The sequence below is a fragment of the Paenibacillus sp. FSL R7-0048 genome (genome assembly GCF_038004505.1).
Classification (GTDB): Bacteria; Bacillota; Bacilli; order Paenibacillales; family Paenibacillaceae; genus Paenibacillus_AQ; species Paenibacillus_AQ odorifer.
Window position 1 is genome coordinate 1,258,273 of record NZ_JBBORF010000001.1, and the last position, 16,276, is coordinate 1,274,548.

The 16,276-nt window shown below is 43.7% G+C and carries 16 protein-coding genes; 8 read left to right on the top strand and 8 right to left on the bottom strand.

Going from position 1 to position 16,276, the window contains the following annotated elements; all coding sequences use genetic code 11:
• The first annotated feature begins 97 nt into the window (after positions 1–97).
• Positions 98–532, top strand: a complete 435-nt coding sequence (locus NSQ91_RS05385; RefSeq protein ID WP_036680418.1) for a MarR family winged helix-turn-helix transcriptional regulator — start codon at positions 98–100, stop codon at positions 530–532.
• Positions 533–578: 46 nt separating this feature from the next.
• Positions 579–1,388, top strand: coding sequence for an SDR family NAD(P)-dependent oxidoreductase (locus NSQ91_RS05390; protein WP_076129551.1), 810 nt, complete (start codon positions 579–581; stop codon positions 1,386–1,388).
• A 77-nt stretch (positions 1,389–1,465) separates the two neighbouring features.
• On the opposite strand, the gene NSQ91_RS05395 is transcribed toward NSQ91_RS05390, so the two are convergent.
• The 3 genes from NSQ91_RS05395 to NSQ91_RS05405 are packed head-to-tail and all read right to left on the bottom strand — an operon-like array spanning position 1,466 to position 4,609.
• Positions 1,466–3,757 carry a carboxypeptidase-like regulatory domain-containing protein gene (locus tag NSQ91_RS05395; protein ID WP_076303370.1) on the bottom strand — a complete coding sequence of 764 codons (2,292 nt, stop codon included), beginning with the start codon at positions 3,755–3,757 and terminating at the stop codon, positions 1,466–1,468.
• Positions 3,747–4,085: a hypothetical protein gene (locus tag NSQ91_RS05400; protein ID WP_076129549.1), complete on the bottom strand. Its 339-nt coding sequence runs from the start codon at positions 4,083–4,085 to the stop codon at positions 3,747–3,749. The genes NSQ91_RS05395 and NSQ91_RS05400 overlap by 11 nt, the downstream gene beginning before the upstream one ends.
• Positions 4,082–4,609 (bottom strand): RNA polymerase sigma factor, encoded by a 528-nt coding sequence (locus NSQ91_RS05405; RefSeq protein ID WP_254857114.1) that lies wholly within the window; start codon positions 4,607–4,609, stop codon positions 4,082–4,084. Before NSQ91_RS05405 ends, NSQ91_RS05400 begins: the two co-directional genes overlap by 4 nt.
• A gap of 552 nt (positions 4,610–5,161) precedes the next feature.
• Here NSQ91_RS05405 and NSQ91_RS05410 point away from each other — a divergent pair.
• The 4 genes from NSQ91_RS05410 to NSQ91_RS05425 all read left to right on the top strand — a co-directional run bounded on the left by NSQ91_RS05410 (position 5,162) and on the right by NSQ91_RS05425 (position 9,654).
• Positions 5,162–5,866: a YjgB family protein gene (locus NSQ91_RS05410; protein WP_076305344.1), complete on the top strand. Its 705-nt coding sequence runs from the start codon at positions 5,162–5,164 to the stop codon at positions 5,864–5,866.
• A gap of 148 nt (positions 5,867–6,014) precedes the next feature.
• Complete coding sequence (locus tag NSQ91_RS05415) at positions 6,015–7,166, top strand: winged helix-turn-helix domain-containing protein (protein WP_076220633.1); 1,152 nt, start codon at positions 6,015–6,017, stop codon at positions 7,164–7,166.
• Between the two features lie 85 nt (positions 7,167–7,251).
• Positions 7,252–8,553: an MFS transporter gene (locus tag NSQ91_RS05420; protein WP_076305345.1), complete on the top strand. Its 1,302-nt coding sequence runs from the start codon at positions 7,252–7,254 to the stop codon at positions 8,551–8,553.
• A gap of 534 nt (positions 8,554–9,087) precedes the next feature.
• Positions 9,088–9,654 (top strand): histidine phosphatase family protein, encoded by a 567-nt coding sequence (locus NSQ91_RS05425; RefSeq protein ID WP_076305346.1) that lies wholly within the window; start codon positions 9,088–9,090, stop codon positions 9,652–9,654.
• Between the two features lie 899 nt (positions 9,655–10,553).
• On the opposite strand, the gene NSQ91_RS05430 is transcribed toward NSQ91_RS05425, so the two are convergent.
• The 5 genes from NSQ91_RS05430 to NSQ91_RS05450 all read right to left on the bottom strand — a co-directional run bounded on the left by NSQ91_RS05430 (position 10,554) and on the right by NSQ91_RS05450 (position 14,132).
• A complete protein-coding gene (locus tag NSQ91_RS05430; protein ID WP_076305347.1) occupies positions 10,554–11,336 on the bottom strand; it encodes a TatD family hydrolase in 783 nt (260 codons plus the stop codon).
• Positions 11,333–12,466, bottom strand: coding sequence for a copper amine oxidase N-terminal domain-containing protein (locus NSQ91_RS05435; protein ID WP_076305348.1), 1,134 nt, complete (start codon positions 12,464–12,466; stop codon positions 11,333–11,335). The genes NSQ91_RS05430 and NSQ91_RS05435 overlap by 4 nt, the downstream gene beginning before the upstream one ends.
• A 103-nt stretch (positions 12,467–12,569) precedes the next feature.
• Positions 12,570–12,881, bottom strand: a complete 312-nt coding sequence (locus NSQ91_RS05440; protein ID WP_076129542.1) for a hypothetical protein — start codon at positions 12,879–12,881, stop codon at positions 12,570–12,572.
• Positions 12,882–12,893: 12 nt separating this feature from the next.
• Positions 12,894–13,541, bottom strand: coding sequence for a hypothetical protein (locus NSQ91_RS05445; RefSeq protein ID WP_076305349.1), 648 nt, complete (start codon positions 13,539–13,541; stop codon positions 12,894–12,896).
• A gap of 171 nt (positions 13,542–13,712) precedes the next feature.
• Positions 13,713–14,132 carry a MarR family winged helix-turn-helix transcriptional regulator gene (locus NSQ91_RS05450; RefSeq protein ID WP_076129540.1) on the bottom strand — a complete coding sequence of 140 codons (420 nt, stop codon included), beginning with the start codon at positions 14,130–14,132 and terminating at the stop codon, positions 13,713–13,715.
• 218 nt (positions 14,133–14,350) lie between these two features.
• Between NSQ91_RS05450 and NSQ91_RS05455 the strand changes: the two genes are divergently transcribed.
• Together NSQ91_RS05455 and NSQ91_RS05460 are read left to right on the top strand one after the other, a co-directional pair.
• Complete coding sequence (locus NSQ91_RS05455; protein ID WP_076305350.1) at positions 14,351–14,917, top strand: sigma-70 family RNA polymerase sigma factor; 567 nt, start codon at positions 14,351–14,353, stop codon at positions 14,915–14,917.
• On the top strand, positions 14,914–15,876 hold the full coding sequence (locus tag NSQ91_RS05460; protein ID WP_076305351.1) for a DUF4367 domain-containing protein: 963 nt from the start codon (positions 14,914–14,916) through the stop codon (positions 15,874–15,876). The genes NSQ91_RS05455 and NSQ91_RS05460 overlap by 4 nt, the downstream gene beginning before the upstream one ends.
• Positions 15,877–16,276 lie beyond the last annotated feature (400 nt).

Consider the following 16,276-nt stretch of genomic DNA (forward strand, 5'->3'; position numbering starts at 1 on the left):
ATTCTTTTTTTTATATTAGGTATTTTACTATTAAATATTTTAGTGTTAAAATACTTTTATAAGCAGCCGATCATCATGAATGCCAAAGGAGAACCTCTTGGAAAATCCAGATATTTTTAAGCTAATACATGCAGTTGAATTATTTACGAATGAAGTTATTGTCCGATGGATGAACGCATTTGATCACAATATTGGGATATCTCCAGTTCTAGTCTTGGGCGAATTGAATAAAAAAGGCCCCTTGAAGCAGACTATTTTGGCTAAGAGACTAGGATATACGCCGGGAGCAATGACTAACATTGCTAATCGCCTAATTAAGCAGGGGATGGCCGAGCGAAAATATAACGAAGATGATCGACGGAATGTACTTCTATCTATCACGGACAAAGGAAAGGACGTTCTGAAGGAAGCACAGCTTAAGGGACAGGAGCTAAGAGCTGAAATGTTCCAAAAGCTCAATGAGGAGGAACTGCAGCAATTCTTGAAAATCTATGAGAAGTTGTTAACGAGCTTTGATAGCTCTGAAACATAAACCAAGTCATCTTAGAAGCACAATAACATTATAAAGGGGTATGAACATGGGAAGAGTTCAAGGTAAAGTTGCATTAGTAACTGGAGGCGCTTCAGGTATTGGCTTATCAGCTGCCACTCTATTAGCTAGAGAAGGAGCAAAGGTTGTTATTGCCGATTTTAATGTGGAAGCAGCCAAAGAAGCAGCATCTAAGATTAAAAATGAAGGCGGAGAAGCTGAAGGTCTTTTCTTAGATGCCTCCCAAGCGGATTCGATCAAGGAAGCTGTTGACTTCACAGTTGCTCAGTATGGCACCATCACAATATTGTTTAATAATGTAGGTCTAACTAATCTGCAAAAAGACCTTGATGTGGTCAATATAGATTTGGAAGAGTGGGATCGCCTGATGAACGTAAATACCAAAAGTGTTCTGTTAGGCAGCCGGTTTGCTATTCCTCATATGATTAAAGCGGGCGGAGGCTCGATCATTAACACAGCTTCGATGTCAGCATTCGCAGGGGATTCATTGCGTACTGCTTATGGCTCCTCTAAGGCAGCTGTTGTGAACCTTACTCGTTACATCGCTACACAATATGGTAAAGACAAAATCCGTTGTAACGGGGTGGCACCAGGGCTGATCCTAACACCTGCCGCTGCAAGAAATATGCCGCCAGCGGTATTGGATATTTTCCAAAAATTCAACGCGCTTCCTTATCACGGTGAAGCTGATGATATCGGCAATACGGTTTTGTTCCTGGCATCGGATGAATCCAAATTCATCACAGGCCAAACGATTGAAGTAGAGGGTGGCCACTATATGTCTAACCCAAGTATCACGGATTTCCAGAATTACATGATGGAAGCTAAATCTAAATAAAAGATTATGTGTAATTAAAAATCCGGTCCATGCTCGAATTTGTCGAGCGGGACCGGATTTTTGTTTATTTTAATGAATTAGCTTACCTCTAAAACTGCCTGCATAAAGGTCTTCAAAGCGGAGGGTTTGGCATTTGCGATCCATTGCTTTAACTCATCAGTTTGACCATTCACATACCATCCAAGCTTCTCTTTTAACTCTTGGTCAAAGACTTTAGGTTGATTTTTTCGTTCCGCTAACAGTTGTTTAATCATTTGTGGCCAACGGTATCCACTATGACCAAAGCTGTGTTCAGGATAACGCTCAGCAAGTGTCATTACCGAAGAGAGTGATTCACCAGCGTATAATTCTGCCGCCAAAAAGCTGCCAATAAAACGATGGCTATCATCATACTTTAGGGCGATCGCGAATTGTTTACGAGCTTCTTCCAGCTTCCCTTGTTGCATGAGGGCTGTGGCGTTAATAGAAAGTACATAACCGTTAGTATTGGGTCGGTTTAGTTCGTTGTAGTAGGAATAATATTCGTTATACGACTTCCAGTCCGCATGGTCAAAATAGTACTGCGATAATGTGAAGGCGTAATTAGTAGAAGGCTGTAGTTGTATTAGCTTTTCGAGTAAAGGAATCGCCTTATCTTCTAATGTTGTATCCTTTGTGAGAGATGATTTTGCCAGCATCAACTTTACTAGCATGTGCAGGGCATGAACATCCTGTGGGTCATCGGCAATATTTTTTTGGTACATTTCTAGTGCCTGATCCGTTTTCTTATCCAGTAAGAGTTGGTCAGCCGTAGTAAGCTCTCTTTCCTTGAGATAAAAGAACGGCAGATTGCCGACGGTGTCTTCGTTCAATCTGTAGCCATTACTGCGGGTAATCAAGTGTCCATCTGCATCTAAGGCTTCAATATTCCAAGAAAAGCGCACTTCGGGATTCATAAATCCGAGAAGGGAGAGGGGATCAATAGATTCCCAGCCATCTCCACTGCTGCCATAGGAAAAACCGCCGCCATCGTAAAGTTCTTCTACAGGAATGGAGATATGGTTATCTACAATACGATCCCGAATTTGTACGCCCAACACGGCCCCCTCCCCGCCACCGCTTAAACGATAGTAAGCTGCTCCTTCAACAGATTTCCAGCGGAAATCTATGGTCTTGCCTGTTAGGGTTTCCTGATTAATGGGAGACTGTAGCTCAAGCAGAGGTTGTAGAACTATGCTCTCATTCAACCCGTCATCTGGTTTAACTTCAATCCAATCGTCATATTGTACAGGCCAAGTCCAGCCGTCGATCTGATCATAGCCAAGTCCAAGCTGTAACTGATAAAAGCCCGGAATCACACCGTGAAATTCGAAACGTCCTTCAGTATCTGTGACGATTCGGTAGGGTTCAGCAGAAGTGATGCTATGGTTAACTTCGCTTTCAGCGCGGAGAAAAATACCAGCCCGCGGAACTGGGGTGCCATCGCTTCTTGTAAGGGTACCGGAGACGACAGCAGTTGAAGTATTTCCCATATCTATAGCAGACTGAATTGCGGTTCGAAGCGATTCCAGCTGTCTTTCAGTATCCGAAGTCCCAGCTTCTGGTGCTGCTGCTGATCCTGTATTGTCTCTGGAGCCTTCGTTCGAACTGCTGGTGGCAGCGTTCATTTGTTTATGAATATCCTGCCAGAATTTTTTGTAGCTCTCCAAGCCATCGTTTACTACGGTAAGTGCTTCCTGCGCTTCGCCTTTTGTAAAGAGTAAACGCCCGGTAAGCCATGCTTTTTGTGCGTTTAGCTCTTCCTGAGACTCGGATGGAAAGGGGGTTTGTTCAAGAATTGTTTCAGCGGTTGTTATATCGCCACTATTTAGGGCTCGCTCCGCTCGAAGGAGCTCCAGCTGTTTAGCTACAGAGGAGCTGCTGTTTAACGGTTTCGCTGCGGTGATTAGCGCTTGATCTCCATCTTCCTTTCGGCCAAGAGCATCATATTCATAAGCTAACTGCTTAGCCGCAAATATACGTGTATTATCCGAAGGCCCCTCAAGGATATATTCCTCAAGTAAAGGTACTATGTCCTCCGGTAATAAACCGGAACGCTGGGTTTCATCATTACTCCACTGGCTCATCGAAGGACTGACATTAACGTCATATCTGTAGGGATCATAGCTGTGATCCTTATCAAGGATGTTTGTGCGGATTAGCTCCATACGTTTACTCCCGGTTGTGGAAGCCAGCTTTTGCAGAAGATCAGTCCTAGCTATGTTAGATTGAATAGCTGTGCTCTGATCTATCTGCGCCTGTGAAGGTAAGAAGTTAAACAGAAGAATAAGCAGGGAGGCAGGGAGCAACACGAATAACACCAGATGTTTGATTTTTATCTTAATTCTCATGTTTTTTCACCGCCTGCTCGTAGATATCCTTCCAATACGTATTTCCTCCAGCTTCGATTAGTTCTCGGTTCGCACGCTGCGGGGTGTTTTGTTGTGGCTGTTGTTTAATCTCTGGCTGATGCAGGGTCAGCGAAACGATTAGAATAATGGCACCGATCGCACCTATAGGTTTGACAGGGATCTCAATTTCCTTATTCCACAGCGCCAATAAACGGGCTCCAAAGGTTGGAGGGTGAGTCTGCTTAATGACCCGGTCGTGTCCAGTGAACTGGAGGTTTTTTAATTCTTCATCAAGCTGCTTTTTGACCACATCGCGTTCTGTATTCATAAGAAATGTCCCTCCTTCACCAAAATCTTTTTTAAGAGCGTCCGGCCTCTGGCGAGTCTGGATTTGATCGTATTTTCAGATGTATTTAATTGCTCGGAAATTTCCCGGATGCTCATCTCATGAAAGTAATATAAAGTTAGACATTCCCGGTATAGATAATCGAGATTTTTCAGGGACTCGGTGAGCCTGACATTATGCCATTCCACCATAAAAAGCTCTTCTGCTCCGGCTGTGAAGTCAGCATCCCCGTTGGTTTGCAGCTCTGACCCTCCCGCCGGGAAAATATTACGCCAGCTCCAAGTCCGTTGCCTCATGCGACAGCGATTGACCACTATCCGTATCAGCCATGCCTTCAGCCGGTCCGGCTCCTGTAACTGACTCATTTTGGTATAAGCTTGAATAAAAGTATCTTGTACCGCTTCTTCGGCACTTTGTCTATCTTTAAGCAGTAAAGAAGCGGTTCGCAGCAGCATATCTCCATATTCGTCCATTAACAGGCGGAGAGCTGACTCATCTTTTGCCACAATTCTCTCTATAATATTCAGATGCAGCTCCCCTCCCTTTACTAATAAGATGCGGCTTGGAGGATTAAGGTTGCGTTTGAATGGAAAATTCTTCAACAAATGTCGCATTACAGTTCGTGTACTCAGAAGGACGCAGGAACGCCGGATATGGGTTTACTGTTGGAATCTATTGCACAGAATGCAATGGATTGCTTTTTAAGCAGGATGATCTCCTTTCTATTGTACGTTCTGCAATGAAACCTTCGAGGCAGGGAATGACGTCTAAGGTCATATGGTTCATGAGTTTATGAGCTTATGAGTTCACGAGTTTATAGTTAAATGGAGTTATGTGGAGATTTTAAAAGAGAAACTTACTTGAGTTAGGTGTCGGAAAAAAGGGTTTTATGTAGAAAAATAGAGTGTGTATGAATTTATATTTGTAGATATGGGTAAAAGAGGGTTGGCCAGAAAAATTGCCGCTATCCTGCAACTATTTGATTTTCACCTCGTCTGTATGTTCAGTTTCATTTTTTGCAAGTCGACTTTAAGGTAATCCACTAAGGAGATGACATCATGTCAGTACAGATAAAATTAATAGCAGGCTCTATCCTGCTCACAGGAATGATTGGGCTTGCTGGATGCAGTTCGAATAATGAGGCGGGGAATTCAGAATCCCAGGCAACGGCGCCAACAGAAACGGCTGTAACAGCAACCTCTGAGCCGGAAGTTAGTCCAGCAAGCACCCCAGCAGCAACTGCACCAGAAACTGCACCAGAAACTGCACCAGCAGCGACTTCCTCCCCTACGGAGACTGATAAAGATTCAACCAGCTCAAATTCACAAAATAGCGACAAACAGCTTAAAGAGTTATTCGAGCTTGCCAAAAAAGGGAAGGTGCCTGGTGTAAAATATGCCGCTCATACCGGACTCATTGATGAGGTCGAAGCGGATTGGGGCAAACCTGATCAACAAGAGTCAGCGGGAAAAGGTATTTATGCTACCTACACTGACAGACATGTCGTGTTTGGATTTAATAAAGGAAGTTTAATCTTCGATGTTCGTTCAAGTGATTCCGCGCTGCAAAAGCTGACGCTGAAGCAAATTGAGGCAACACTCGGTAAGCCTGACGATACCAAAGTGAACGGAGAGGATAAGATTTACACCTATCAAGCCAATGACCAATACCAGCTGAAATTTATTATTCCAAGCTCGACCGGTACAGTAGATCACATATCCGTATTTAGTGAACAGGATTCTTTTAACAATATGGCTGGGTAAGTGGCATGGGTTAGAAGAGGAGAGAGCAATCATGCAGAGGAATCTGTGGGTTGCTCTTTTTGTATGTTCTTTTTTGAGGTGGAGTAGGCCTTGGACGGACTGTTATAATGAAACCAATGAGCGGGTTCGGGGAAAGTGAGGTTCTATCATGCAGCTGGAATTAAATGAAAGTGAATATAAAGTGACCGCAGAAGGGATAACGATAGAATTATTCCCAAAAGAATTTACGCTTTTTCAGTTCTTGTACAAAAATAGAGGGCGTACATTCAGTCGAGAACAACTGTTAGATAAAGTATGGCCGCTTGAATATCCGGTAGAGCGAACGGTAGATGATCATATTTATCGGCTTCGTAAAAAGCTAGGCAAGCTTCAAGACTTAGATATTAAGACTGTTCGGGGATTTGGTTATAGTCTGACTATGCAGGAGCCCTCAGCTGCTATGGCCAATCCGACTACATATGACTTAGAGATGCAAAAGACGATGCGGGAAGTATTCAAGAAATATCACCTATATGGCCAAGGTCGCTCGATGTTAATCCTCGCACGCCAACAGGATGTTTTGGGGTATGCGATGGATCCGTTTTATTCGATCTATATTCATTTTGTACAGGGAGATTTGGATTGGCTGCTGAACACAACCGAGGTGGGGATAGAGGAACGGTTTTATTCCTTATTAATCTGTTATGTTCTATTGGGTGATCCTAAGAAAAAACTAGAGTTCTGCGAGTTAGTCCTTGAGAAAAAGATTCTTTTGCCGCCTCAGCATCGAGAAGTGGAGATCCTTAATATTCTGGATTTGTACATACTGGCTGGGCAACCGGAAAAAGCATTGGAACGACTAAAGCTAACATATGAAGTGATTAAAGAGCCGGGGTATGAGAGTTTCATTCCTATTACGGCGACCTCAGAAATGCTTGCACACTTGTGGATGGGAACAGAAGATCACGTAATAGAACGGATGGCAACAGACATTGAAGCGCTTTTGCTGGAGAAACCTTATTTGCGTGAGATCGGCAGTTATAAAGTTGCAAGGGGCTTGTGGTTTCTGCGGCGCCAGTCTTGGCGTGAAGCCGAGCAACTGTTGGATGAGGCACTTCAGGTGCTTGAGATGTCAGGGTTCGTGCCGATGCGGATATATGCATTATACCGAATTGTTCACTATTGTAACCAATTTCCACCCAAGCCAGCTTTGTATCGCAAATATGTGAATTTATTTGAACGAGAGAAGGAAGAGCGGGGGTTCCATCGGTTAGAACAATCCTTGGATACCGTGCTTACGAACCTTGTGACCGCCCCCTGACCGCCCCCTGATAATTCTCTGACAATTCTCCATTACATTAAGGTCATGCTAATAAGTTCTTAATTGTAATTTGGAGGAATGTTTAATGAATGCTTCAACACAAGCAGGCACGAGCCTGCTTAAGAACAAGGTGTATATGCGTGTGTACAGCGCATTTGCGACAGCGACCTTTGGGGATTGGTTCGATGCCTTGGCGATTCAGGTACTCGTAGGGTACCGCTGGCAGGCCAGCCCGCTAATGCTGGCTTTGATTCCGGTCTCCATAGCTTTGCCGGGGATTTTGCTGGGTTCGTTCGCAGGGGTAGTGGCTGACCGACTGAACAAGCTGAAGCTGATGCGGATGTGTGATCTGCTTACGGCACTGTTAACCGTATTCGTATTATTTGCACCTAGTATGGTGTGGTTGCTCCCATTACTGATGTTGCGTGCTGCCATTTCTACGTTAAACGTGCCTGCTCAGCAGTCGATGACCCGTAGTATGGTTAGAGAAGACCAACTGCTCCAAGCTACCTCGCTTAATGGGCTTGTAAATCAAGGCTCAAAAATCGCAGGACCTTTACTGGGCGGTTTCGCGTTGTCTGTTCTTACGCCTCAGTGGTGTATATTGATCAATGCTTGTCTCAGAGGCTGCTCTTATTTGCTCTTACTTACCGTTAAAAACAGTGAGGCAGGACAAGTCAGCTCAGAAGGTAAAGGTGATCAAGAGGAGCGTGTTGCTCTCCGCACGATGTGGAAGGAAGGCTGGAGCTTTATGCTGCGCAGCAGACTGCTTCTAAACAGCATGCTGTTTGGTTTAGTTGGTGCGTTGGCCATTCAGATGATCGATTTCCAGTTCACTAGTCTATTCAGAATTATTGCACCTTCTGAGGAATCTATGCTGGGCTGGCTTGTTGCGGCAACAGGCGTGGGGGCTGTATTCATGATCATGGTCCTGAACAAATTGAACAGGGGAACAGGCTACGGCTGGAAGCTGGGTACGGGTTACGCGCTTATTGGTATATCGGTCGGAGGGCTGGGCCTGCTTCAGCCGGGAGTCTCCATCCTTACTGTATTGCTGCTAGGATTTTTATTGGGTCTCGGGAATGGAATGTTTATGATCACCTTCAATTATTGTCTGCAAAAAGAAACACCCCCGCACATGACAGGGCGTGTGTTCGGTATTCAGAGTACCATTCTTAGCGGTGTTATGATCGGCGCGCCACTCCTTGGCGGAGTGATGGTGCAGGTTGCTGGGCCTAGCCGTATCTTTTTGAATTTTGGCATCGTAATCGCTCTGATTGGTGTGCTGGGCATCGCATTCGGGCGCGTGCTGTGGCCTACGCAGAAAGAGAAGAGCGATAGCTCTGCGGAGCAATCTAGGACAGTTGAGGTGATGGAGGGGGGCTAGGAGGTAGCATGCTAGTCTAGCTAGCGTGACTTCCTAGCCGATCGCTTGCGGGACTAGAAAGTTTGAGTGGGAGAGAGAAACTAGCGTGACTTTCTAGCATTTAGTTGCAGAATGTGCAGTTAAATTCCCTTTCAGCGATCGAACTGGGATTTAGTTGTACTTTGTGCAGTTATTATTTGATTTTCTCCCTTTTAGTCTAGGAAAGATGATTTTTAGCTGCACAGAGTACACTTATTTGCTCAGGAGGCCTCTTTTACCGCTTAATAGTTGTATATAGTGCAATTAAGAGTCTCCTTAGTCATAGTCGCCTTAATATGTGACTTCTCAGTGAGCGATTTCTCAATAAGTATCTCCTTAATAAGTGACCTCTCAATAAGTTATTACTTTGTGATCTAAAGCAACTGCTGCACGAAACGTTATAAGTTACAATATTACCTAGCCCGATAGGACAGTTTCTCGTCCATAAGGGCTTTTTTAGTGTGTAGAGGAGATTGGTTAGAACATTAGAATTTGTAGAGGTAAAGGAGGGAAAGGATGGCTACTTTTATTTATATGGTGAGGCACGGTGAGTCGCCCAAACTGCCCGGAGGAACTGAAAGGACTCGCGGACTAACCGCGAAAGGGGAGGCAGATGCCCGCAAGATAACGGAAAAATTACGTCTGGAAGGAATTCAAGTCTTCTATTCAAGTCCATACCTTCGGGCTATACATACGATTTCTGGATTGGCGCAGGAGTTAGGAGCAGAGATTCAAAGTGTTGAAGACCTGCGGGAGATCCATTTCTCGGACGGAAGTACGATTATGACTGATCAGGAACTGTATCCATTACTGGCAAAAATGTTTGAAGATCCGGATTTTGTCCCAGTTGGTGGGGAATCCATTCATGCGTGTCAGAAGCGTTCAGTTAGTGTACTGGCAGAAATTCTGAGTAATCACAGCGGTCAAAAGGTTGCTATTGGAACTCACGGGGCAGTCATGACGCTTATGATGAACTATTTTGATGCCAAATATGATCTGAATTTTTTACTTCAAACCACAAAGCCGGATATTTATAAAATGGAGTTCACAGGCGGAACGTTAGTGGGTGTGGAGCAGTTATGATTATTGGGGGCTGCCAACAAGCGGCCCGAGCATCATCAACCTGAGACTTACGGACTCAGTTGACATTATTCACAGATTATTAGCCTTTGGAGCATGGTTTCGGACTCCAACGTCGTTATTCCTTAAAAAGAGCACCTTATTGGGTATTTTTTATACCAATAGCGACTCTGGGGTCCGTTCTCATCCCAAAAGTGGGGAATTGCTGCATATAAGGTCAGCGGTGTCCGATAGCGGCTTCACACGCGTAAATATGCACGTGTAATTGCGTACAGATAAATAGATACACGTAAATGGGTACGTGTAACTACGTACAGGTAAATAAGCACGTAAACTACGTACACGTAAATACGTACAGATAAATAAGTTCGCGTAAACTACGTACACGTAACTATGTACAGGTAAATAAGCACGCATAAATGCGTACAGGTATAAGTACGTGTAAATACGTTTGTGTAAATACGTACAGGTATAAGTACGTGTAAATACGTTTGTGTATATGCGTACAGGTATAAGTACGTGTAAATACGTTTGTGTAAATGCGTACAGGTATAAGTACGTGTAAATACGCTTGTGTAAATACGTGCATGTATAAGTACACGTAACTACATACGCGTAACTACGTACACGTAAATACATACGCAAAAATATGTACGCGAAAATATTACCGAATCAAACGAAAATGGGTAAGGGGATCTGGATTAAGTAAGGTCGGCTTGTGACCAGTACTTCCACTATGAAAAATACGGATTCACAAGCCAAGCTGTGTTTATTCATAATGTTGGTCTGGCGTTAGGCTAGGATAGCTAAGGCCCTGACTTTTCTCTACTCCTAGAATAGATCTATCTACGAGCTATAGATCTATCTATAAGCTATAGACCTATCAACAAGCTATAGAGCATCTACAAGCTATAAAATCGCTTAGTATTCGCAGTCAATAACTCTTCCGCTTCACCGGGAGTGTAACCATGGAGCGCTCCCCAAGCAGCGGCGACTTCCCGAATCATAGACGGATGGGTGATTTTCCCTGCAAAAGGTCCTTCGAACGGCCAAGGACCATCGGTTTCAGCCATGATTAGTTCTGGTGGATAACGGCGGGCAAGCGCCTGTATCTCCGGCTCATACAGGATATCCGGTGTGAAGGAGATATAGTAGCCGTTCTTCATCATGCGGGCAATGGCTTCTTCCGGACCTTTGAACCAGTGGAAGTGGGCATGCTGTATGTTATGTTTCTCCAGGAGATCACAAGCAATAAGCGCATCTTCATAGACAGCATGCAGCACCACAGGTTTATTGAGATGGGAAGCTAACCCAAGCAACTGATCCAGCAGCTCAATATAGGGCTCCATATCAAAGGTTTCGCCCCGTTCTAAGGCTTCAGCACGCGAATAGTAAGGTAGCCCGATTTCCCCCACAGCAATATAATCCTCACTAGATTGACTCTCAATCCATTTCAGTAGAGCAGCCAGCTCAGCATCCTGCGGCAAGGGTTGCTCTGGATGAAAGCCATAAGCTGGACGGACCACGCCGGGATTTATGGCTGCAAGTCTTTGGGTGCGTATACAAGAGTCCAAGTTCATAGAGACAGCGATAAGGGCTTTAACTCCCATTTCAGGCAGTTCACTCAGTATCTGTTCGGCAACTTCAGGTTCATATTGCTCTAAATGTATATGGGCATCAATCATAACTGTTCACCCTCCACGTAAGAAGCTAATTCCTCATGAACCTCAAAGCGAATAGAGTCGGGTTCCATTCCATCATTTCCCGGTTTGTAGGCAAAAGTTAGTGTGCCAATACTCTCCAGAAATCCAATATAAACATTTGTTTCCGCCTTTAGCTTGCCCTCTTCCACTATGTAGTGAGTAACAGCACCAATGCCGGCTTCTTCGCCTAGATTGCCATCCTCAGCACGATCTGGATATCGCAAAGTCACCATGGATGGAGTTGAGCCTTTAACTTGAATTTGAATCAGGGCGTCCCCTTTTTCATTAGAAATTTTTGACGTAACCAATGCGGAGGCAGCTTTATCTGCAGAAGGGACAGTGACTTCTTCCCACTGGTTAGGCTTAATCACGTGAAGCTCTTGCATGGACATGCCCGTACCTGTTCCAAGCCACAGAATGACAACGATTTCTTCCTGCCCATCCTGATCGACGTCGGCATAATGAATCTCAGGAGGGTAACTCAGCAATCTGGGTGCTTCCCAATCAAATGTATGCTTGTTACCGTTCACCTCTACAACAAATCCCTCATAGGTACCGCCATCTTTAAGGGCAGCATACAGCTTCACTTGGTCATTTTCTGTAGCAATAGCAAGAGGTTCGCTGGGTGTTCTGACGGTAGTACTAACATCCCCTGATGTTATTAATACTTCAGTTTCAGCTGCATTCAGCTGCGCAGTGGCACCAGACAGAGAGTTTAAGGAATCGGCTGGAATATATAAAATACCGTTTCGTAGAATAGCTGGTCCTTCAAGCGAGGTTTGATATCCGTCAGCTTGCATATACTCATTGTCCGGTTTCAGAACATAACTACTGCTTCCATCAGAGATGGTTAAGGTCTTTAAGTTATTATCCCATTTTTGTTCTGAGGTGTAGTATTCCATTAATACTTTTGCAGGTACATAGACCTTATCGTCTAGGAAAAAAGGGGAGAGAGTAGGAAGAACGGCTTCGCCGTCGACGATTAGTTTCAGTGGTGCTGAAGTAGCTTGTGTTTGGTTAATAGCCATTGTTGTATCCATATCTATGGTTGCCGATGCTCCGCATCCGGCCAAAAAGAGCGTGATAGCTCCGATAGCGATGATTTTATTCATAATTACCTCCAGGATAAAGTCCAGTCCCCTTAAGTATAGAATAAAACAGCGCGTTGTAGGTCACTTTCTATTAACAAAGAGAATACAAGCTTGTTACAGTTCGCTAGTTTTTAATAAAATGCAGGCATCCACGCAATAAACGACGAGTGTAATAGAAAGAAATGAACAAAAGTAAGGAGAGGCAGAGACCGATTGGAAGGCTGAGAATGTTCGGTAAATCATAATCTGGAAAGGCATTTAGTCCTATTCCTTGGATGCCAACAATACCTAGTACACCACCGATAGGTGCAATGATTGCACAGACAACACTCCCCACGGCCCAGACACTAAGGATTGGTACACAGAATAAGATGATGGCTCCTTTGGCGATGTTTTTGAGCACAGTGGCTCCTGACAAATGAGTGCTTTTTTCCATGTAAACTCTCCTTTATGGGTTTAAAAATACAGTTCGGTCAACTTGCGACTTAAGATCCACCGTCAGACTTTTGCTATAGCGGATTTCCCCAATGGTACAACCCGGTCCGACGATGATTTCTTCACCGCACACAAGGTCAGCTGTCGTCCGGTATAACGTTATGTTAGTTCCTTCAATTGTTGTGCAGGTAAGTTTTCGAAAAGGGTGCATCAGCGCATTAATCAACTTGGAAGAGGGTTTAACGATAATGTTACCGCCAGCTCTCATAACCTCGACAGTGCTTCTATTGCCTAAACGGATCTCAATCGATGAATCTGCAGTTAGTCTCTTTATCTTCACGGCACCTTCAGCATAAAAAGTCCCAGCTGCAGCATTTTCTGCTACGGACATGTATCCAGAAGAGCGGAGATTATCTGCTTGGATATTTTGAACGCGCAGACTCCCTAGATTGTTTACCTGATTGGCCTTACAATTCCCCCCAATTGTACAGTCACCAGATACTTTGAGTTTAGAAGTCGAGACGCTCCCTTTGGTACTTAAGTGGCCAAACACATCAACCGTGACCGCATTAATATTCTCTCGAACAAACTGCGAACCTCTTACCTTCAAGGGTGGATCGATCATGTCAGTACGTTCATAAGTATTGTTATTATTGGACATTTACAGTACCGTCCTTCGAAATATATTTTAATGATTAAAATATATATTCATTATAATATATAGTCAATATAATAATTTGGGAGTTAAAGCTAAATAAACACTGCCGTCAGTTTCCTGACAGACAGTGTTTATAGAAAATAGTATAGCTGATAAGGAGCAAAATGAAGGCTGTTAGTGCATCATTTGTTCCATCAATTTATTTATTTGTTCTAAAGTTCCGGAGATTTTATTCAGATCAGGGGTAGGAAATGCTTCAAATATTGTATGGATACGCTGATCACCTTGTTCTGTAAGGACAATATTGACAACTCTGCGGTCTTCTTTAGTCCGCACCCGTTCAATAAGTCCAGCTTCCTCAAGCTTATCGCACATGGAAGAAGCGGCTCCGGGTGTAACCACGAAGCGTTCAGAGATGTCAGTAATGTTCAAGCTTCCGGTAAGCCGGAGTTGAAACAGCAGCATGATCTGATTGTGAGTCAGGGTTTCCTTTTTAGTGATCATATCAATGAAAAACTGGGATTTCTGCTGCACATTTGCCATAGATTCCATGACCTTATGGATAGCATTTTGTTTCTCTTCCTTTGTGCTCATAACATTGCCTCGCTCCAATTTACTTTAGTTACTAAAATATATAGAAGCTATAATAAGCTTGTCAAGTTGCCGGGTTACTGTAGCTTGGTTAGAAAGACTGAAATTAGCGCTGGAACTCTTCTTTTTTTATGTCTTGTAATGAAATTGGAAATGTATCGTATTAACTGATGAATTTACTTAGCTAAGTGAAAATGTGGTGGGAAAGGAGAGTTCGATTGATGCATGAGCGCGCATTGCTTCATCCTTTTGTAAAAGAGAATATACAGGAAAATACTGACATAGATGTTTTGTTCACAACGGTTTTTGAAACCTACTATAAAAGAATATTCAACTACATCGCTTACCGGGTTAGTTCTCTTTATACGGCTGAGGATCTGACAAGCCTCGTTTTTGAGAAAACGTTGGCGAAACTATCGACCTATTCTCAGGAAAAAGCTCCTTTAGAGGTATGGCTATTCGCCATTGCCAGAAATGTGGTCAATGATCATTACCGGAGTTTTAAAAGGAAAAGTTTCTTTTCGCTGGATGCCGTCAAGGAACTGGTTTCTAGCAGGAAAGATCCGGAAAGCTTGATCCTCCAGGGAGAACGTAGTGGAAGGCTTAACGAAGCCTTAAATACATTGAGCTCAAAGGAGCGGAATATTGTGGCTCTAAAATTTGGTGCTAATCTGAGAAATAGAGAGATTGCCCAGGTTACGGGAATTTCGGAGAGCAATATCGGTGTGATACTCTACCGGACTATGAAAAAGCTGAAGACTGAAATAGGGAGCGTGGAGCAGCTATGAACAGTAAAGACATACAGCAGAAGTTCTCAGCAGATTTAGATGAAAGTATATATGGAGCGGCAAATGATTTAAAGGGTGCTGGGGAGTACAAGGAGCTGCTGGAGCTAGGCAGGGTTCTGGCCCATAAAGATCTCAGCGAGGGCTCTGACAAAACAGCCATTCTGAATAAGGCACGGAGAAAGTATGCCGGCCAAAAGGAGGAGAAAGGATTGCATACAAAACATAGATTAAGACGTCCTGCTGTTATGCTGGCAACTTTGCTAGTGGTTAGCGTATTAAGTGTAACTTTTGTGCAGCCGTCATTTGCGCAGGAGCTGTTAATGAAAGTATTGCAAACGATAAACTTAGGCCATATTGTAGCCCATGAAGTAGAATTTTCTGCGGATTCCAACGTGATTCCGGATGACTTAAAGGGGAAGATTTTTGATAGCAAAGGAAATGCGCTTGTGACCCTCGACGCTGCTCAAGAGGCAGGTGATATCTACAATGCTGATGGGGAAAAAATCGTCGGAGTTGAAGACGGCAGACTGGTTACGCAATCTGAGAGGGATCAAGAGAAAGAGGAATTGCTGATTGAGAGGGATTCTAGCAAGCTAAACGAATATACGATTTTTGATGTGGGCTTACCGGCGTATTTACCAGAGGGTTATACCTTTGATCGTGCAGAGTTTTATAAGGATAGCAATGGTGATGTGATCAACAGCAAATATATTAATTTATATTTTGTTAATGAAGCTACCGATGAGATCATCTCGATGCAGCAGCGGCACGCGGATTCCGAAACGGCTTATGAGATGTCGACGGATGGCACCATCGAAAAAATGAAGATTAACGGAGTTGATGCTGTATTGGTTAATGGAAAAGGGTTGGACTGGGAAGCCAATGGAGTGTTATACGGTGTAACATCTGCTAGCTTGGACAAGAATGATTTGATCAAAGTTGCTGAGTCTATCCGCTGACTGATTTTTTAGAAAGATAGGCGGTTACTATTCGAGTATATACGGGTAAGGGGATGATCCATATGGATCTCCCCTTTTTCGCTTTATTGAGGGCACATGCAAACAACGATTGGGAGAATATAGCTGTACTTCGTACAACTATATTTCTGCGAAACAACGCTTCGATGGATATAATTGTATTTCGTACACTTATTTTCACGATTTACACCACTATAGGAAGTTTCTCTGCTTTTTAGTTGTATAGAATACACTTAAAATCAGAGTAAACCCTTTTGCATACGGAATAAGTGTACAGAATGCAGTTATCTCATAGATTTCGGCAGGGTCCGGCCAAAGCTGGTGTGAAAAGCTGAAGATCAGCTTCCACCGCCCATAATCTGCTCAAGCAAAGCTGAAGATC

Bases quoted from the DNA above. Each gene is read 5' to 3' on its own strand.
- NSQ91_RS05450 (WP_076129540.1), bottom strand. From the start codon at position 14,132: ATGAGCACAAAGGAAGAGAAACAAAATGCTATCCATAAGGTCATGGAA.
- NSQ91_RS05435 (WP_076305348.1), bottom strand. From the start codon at position 12,466: ATGAATAAAATCATCGCTATCGGAGCTATCACGCTCTTTTTGGCCGGA.
- NSQ91_RS05440 (WP_076129542.1), bottom strand. From the start codon at position 12,881: ATGGAAAAAAGCACTCATTTGTCAGGAGCCACTGTGCTCAAAAACATC.
- NSQ91_RS05395 (WP_076303370.1), bottom strand. From the start codon at position 3,757: ATGAGAATTAAGATAAAAATCAAACATCTGGTGTTATTCGTGTTGCTC.
- NSQ91_RS05445 (WP_076305349.1), bottom strand. From the start codon at position 13,541: ATGTCCAATAATAACAATACTTATGAACGTACTGACATGATCGATCCA.
- NSQ91_RS05455 (WP_076305350.1), top strand. From the start codon at position 14,351: ATGCATGAGCGCGCATTGCTTCATCCTTTTGTAAAAGAGAATATACAG.
- NSQ91_RS05390 (WP_076129551.1), top strand. From the start codon at position 579: ATGGGAAGAGTTCAAGGTAAAGTTGCATTAGTAACTGGAGGCGCTTCA.
- NSQ91_RS05425 (WP_076305346.1), top strand. From the start codon at position 9,088: ATGGCTACTTTTATTTATATGGTGAGGCACGGTGAGTCGCCCAAACTG.
- NSQ91_RS05400 (WP_076129549.1), bottom strand. From the start codon at position 4,085: ATGAATACAGAACGCGATGTGGTCAAAAAGCAGCTTGATGAAGAATTA.
- NSQ91_RS05420 (WP_076305345.1), top strand. From the start codon at position 7,252: ATGAATGCTTCAACACAAGCAGGCACGAGCCTGCTTAAGAACAAGGTG.
- NSQ91_RS05430 (WP_076305347.1), bottom strand. From the start codon at position 11,336: ATGATTGATGCCCATATACATTTAGAGCAATATGAACCTGAAGTTGCC.
- NSQ91_RS05415 (WP_076220633.1), top strand. From the start codon at position 6,015: ATGCAGCTGGAATTAAATGAAAGTGAATATAAAGTGACCGCAGAAGGG.
- NSQ91_RS05410 (WP_076305344.1), top strand. From the start codon at position 5,162: ATGTCAGTACAGATAAAATTAATAGCAGGCTCTATCCTGCTCACAGGA.
- NSQ91_RS05460 (WP_076305351.1), top strand. From the start codon at position 14,914: ATGAACAGTAAAGACATACAGCAGAAGTTCTCAGCAGATTTAGATGAA.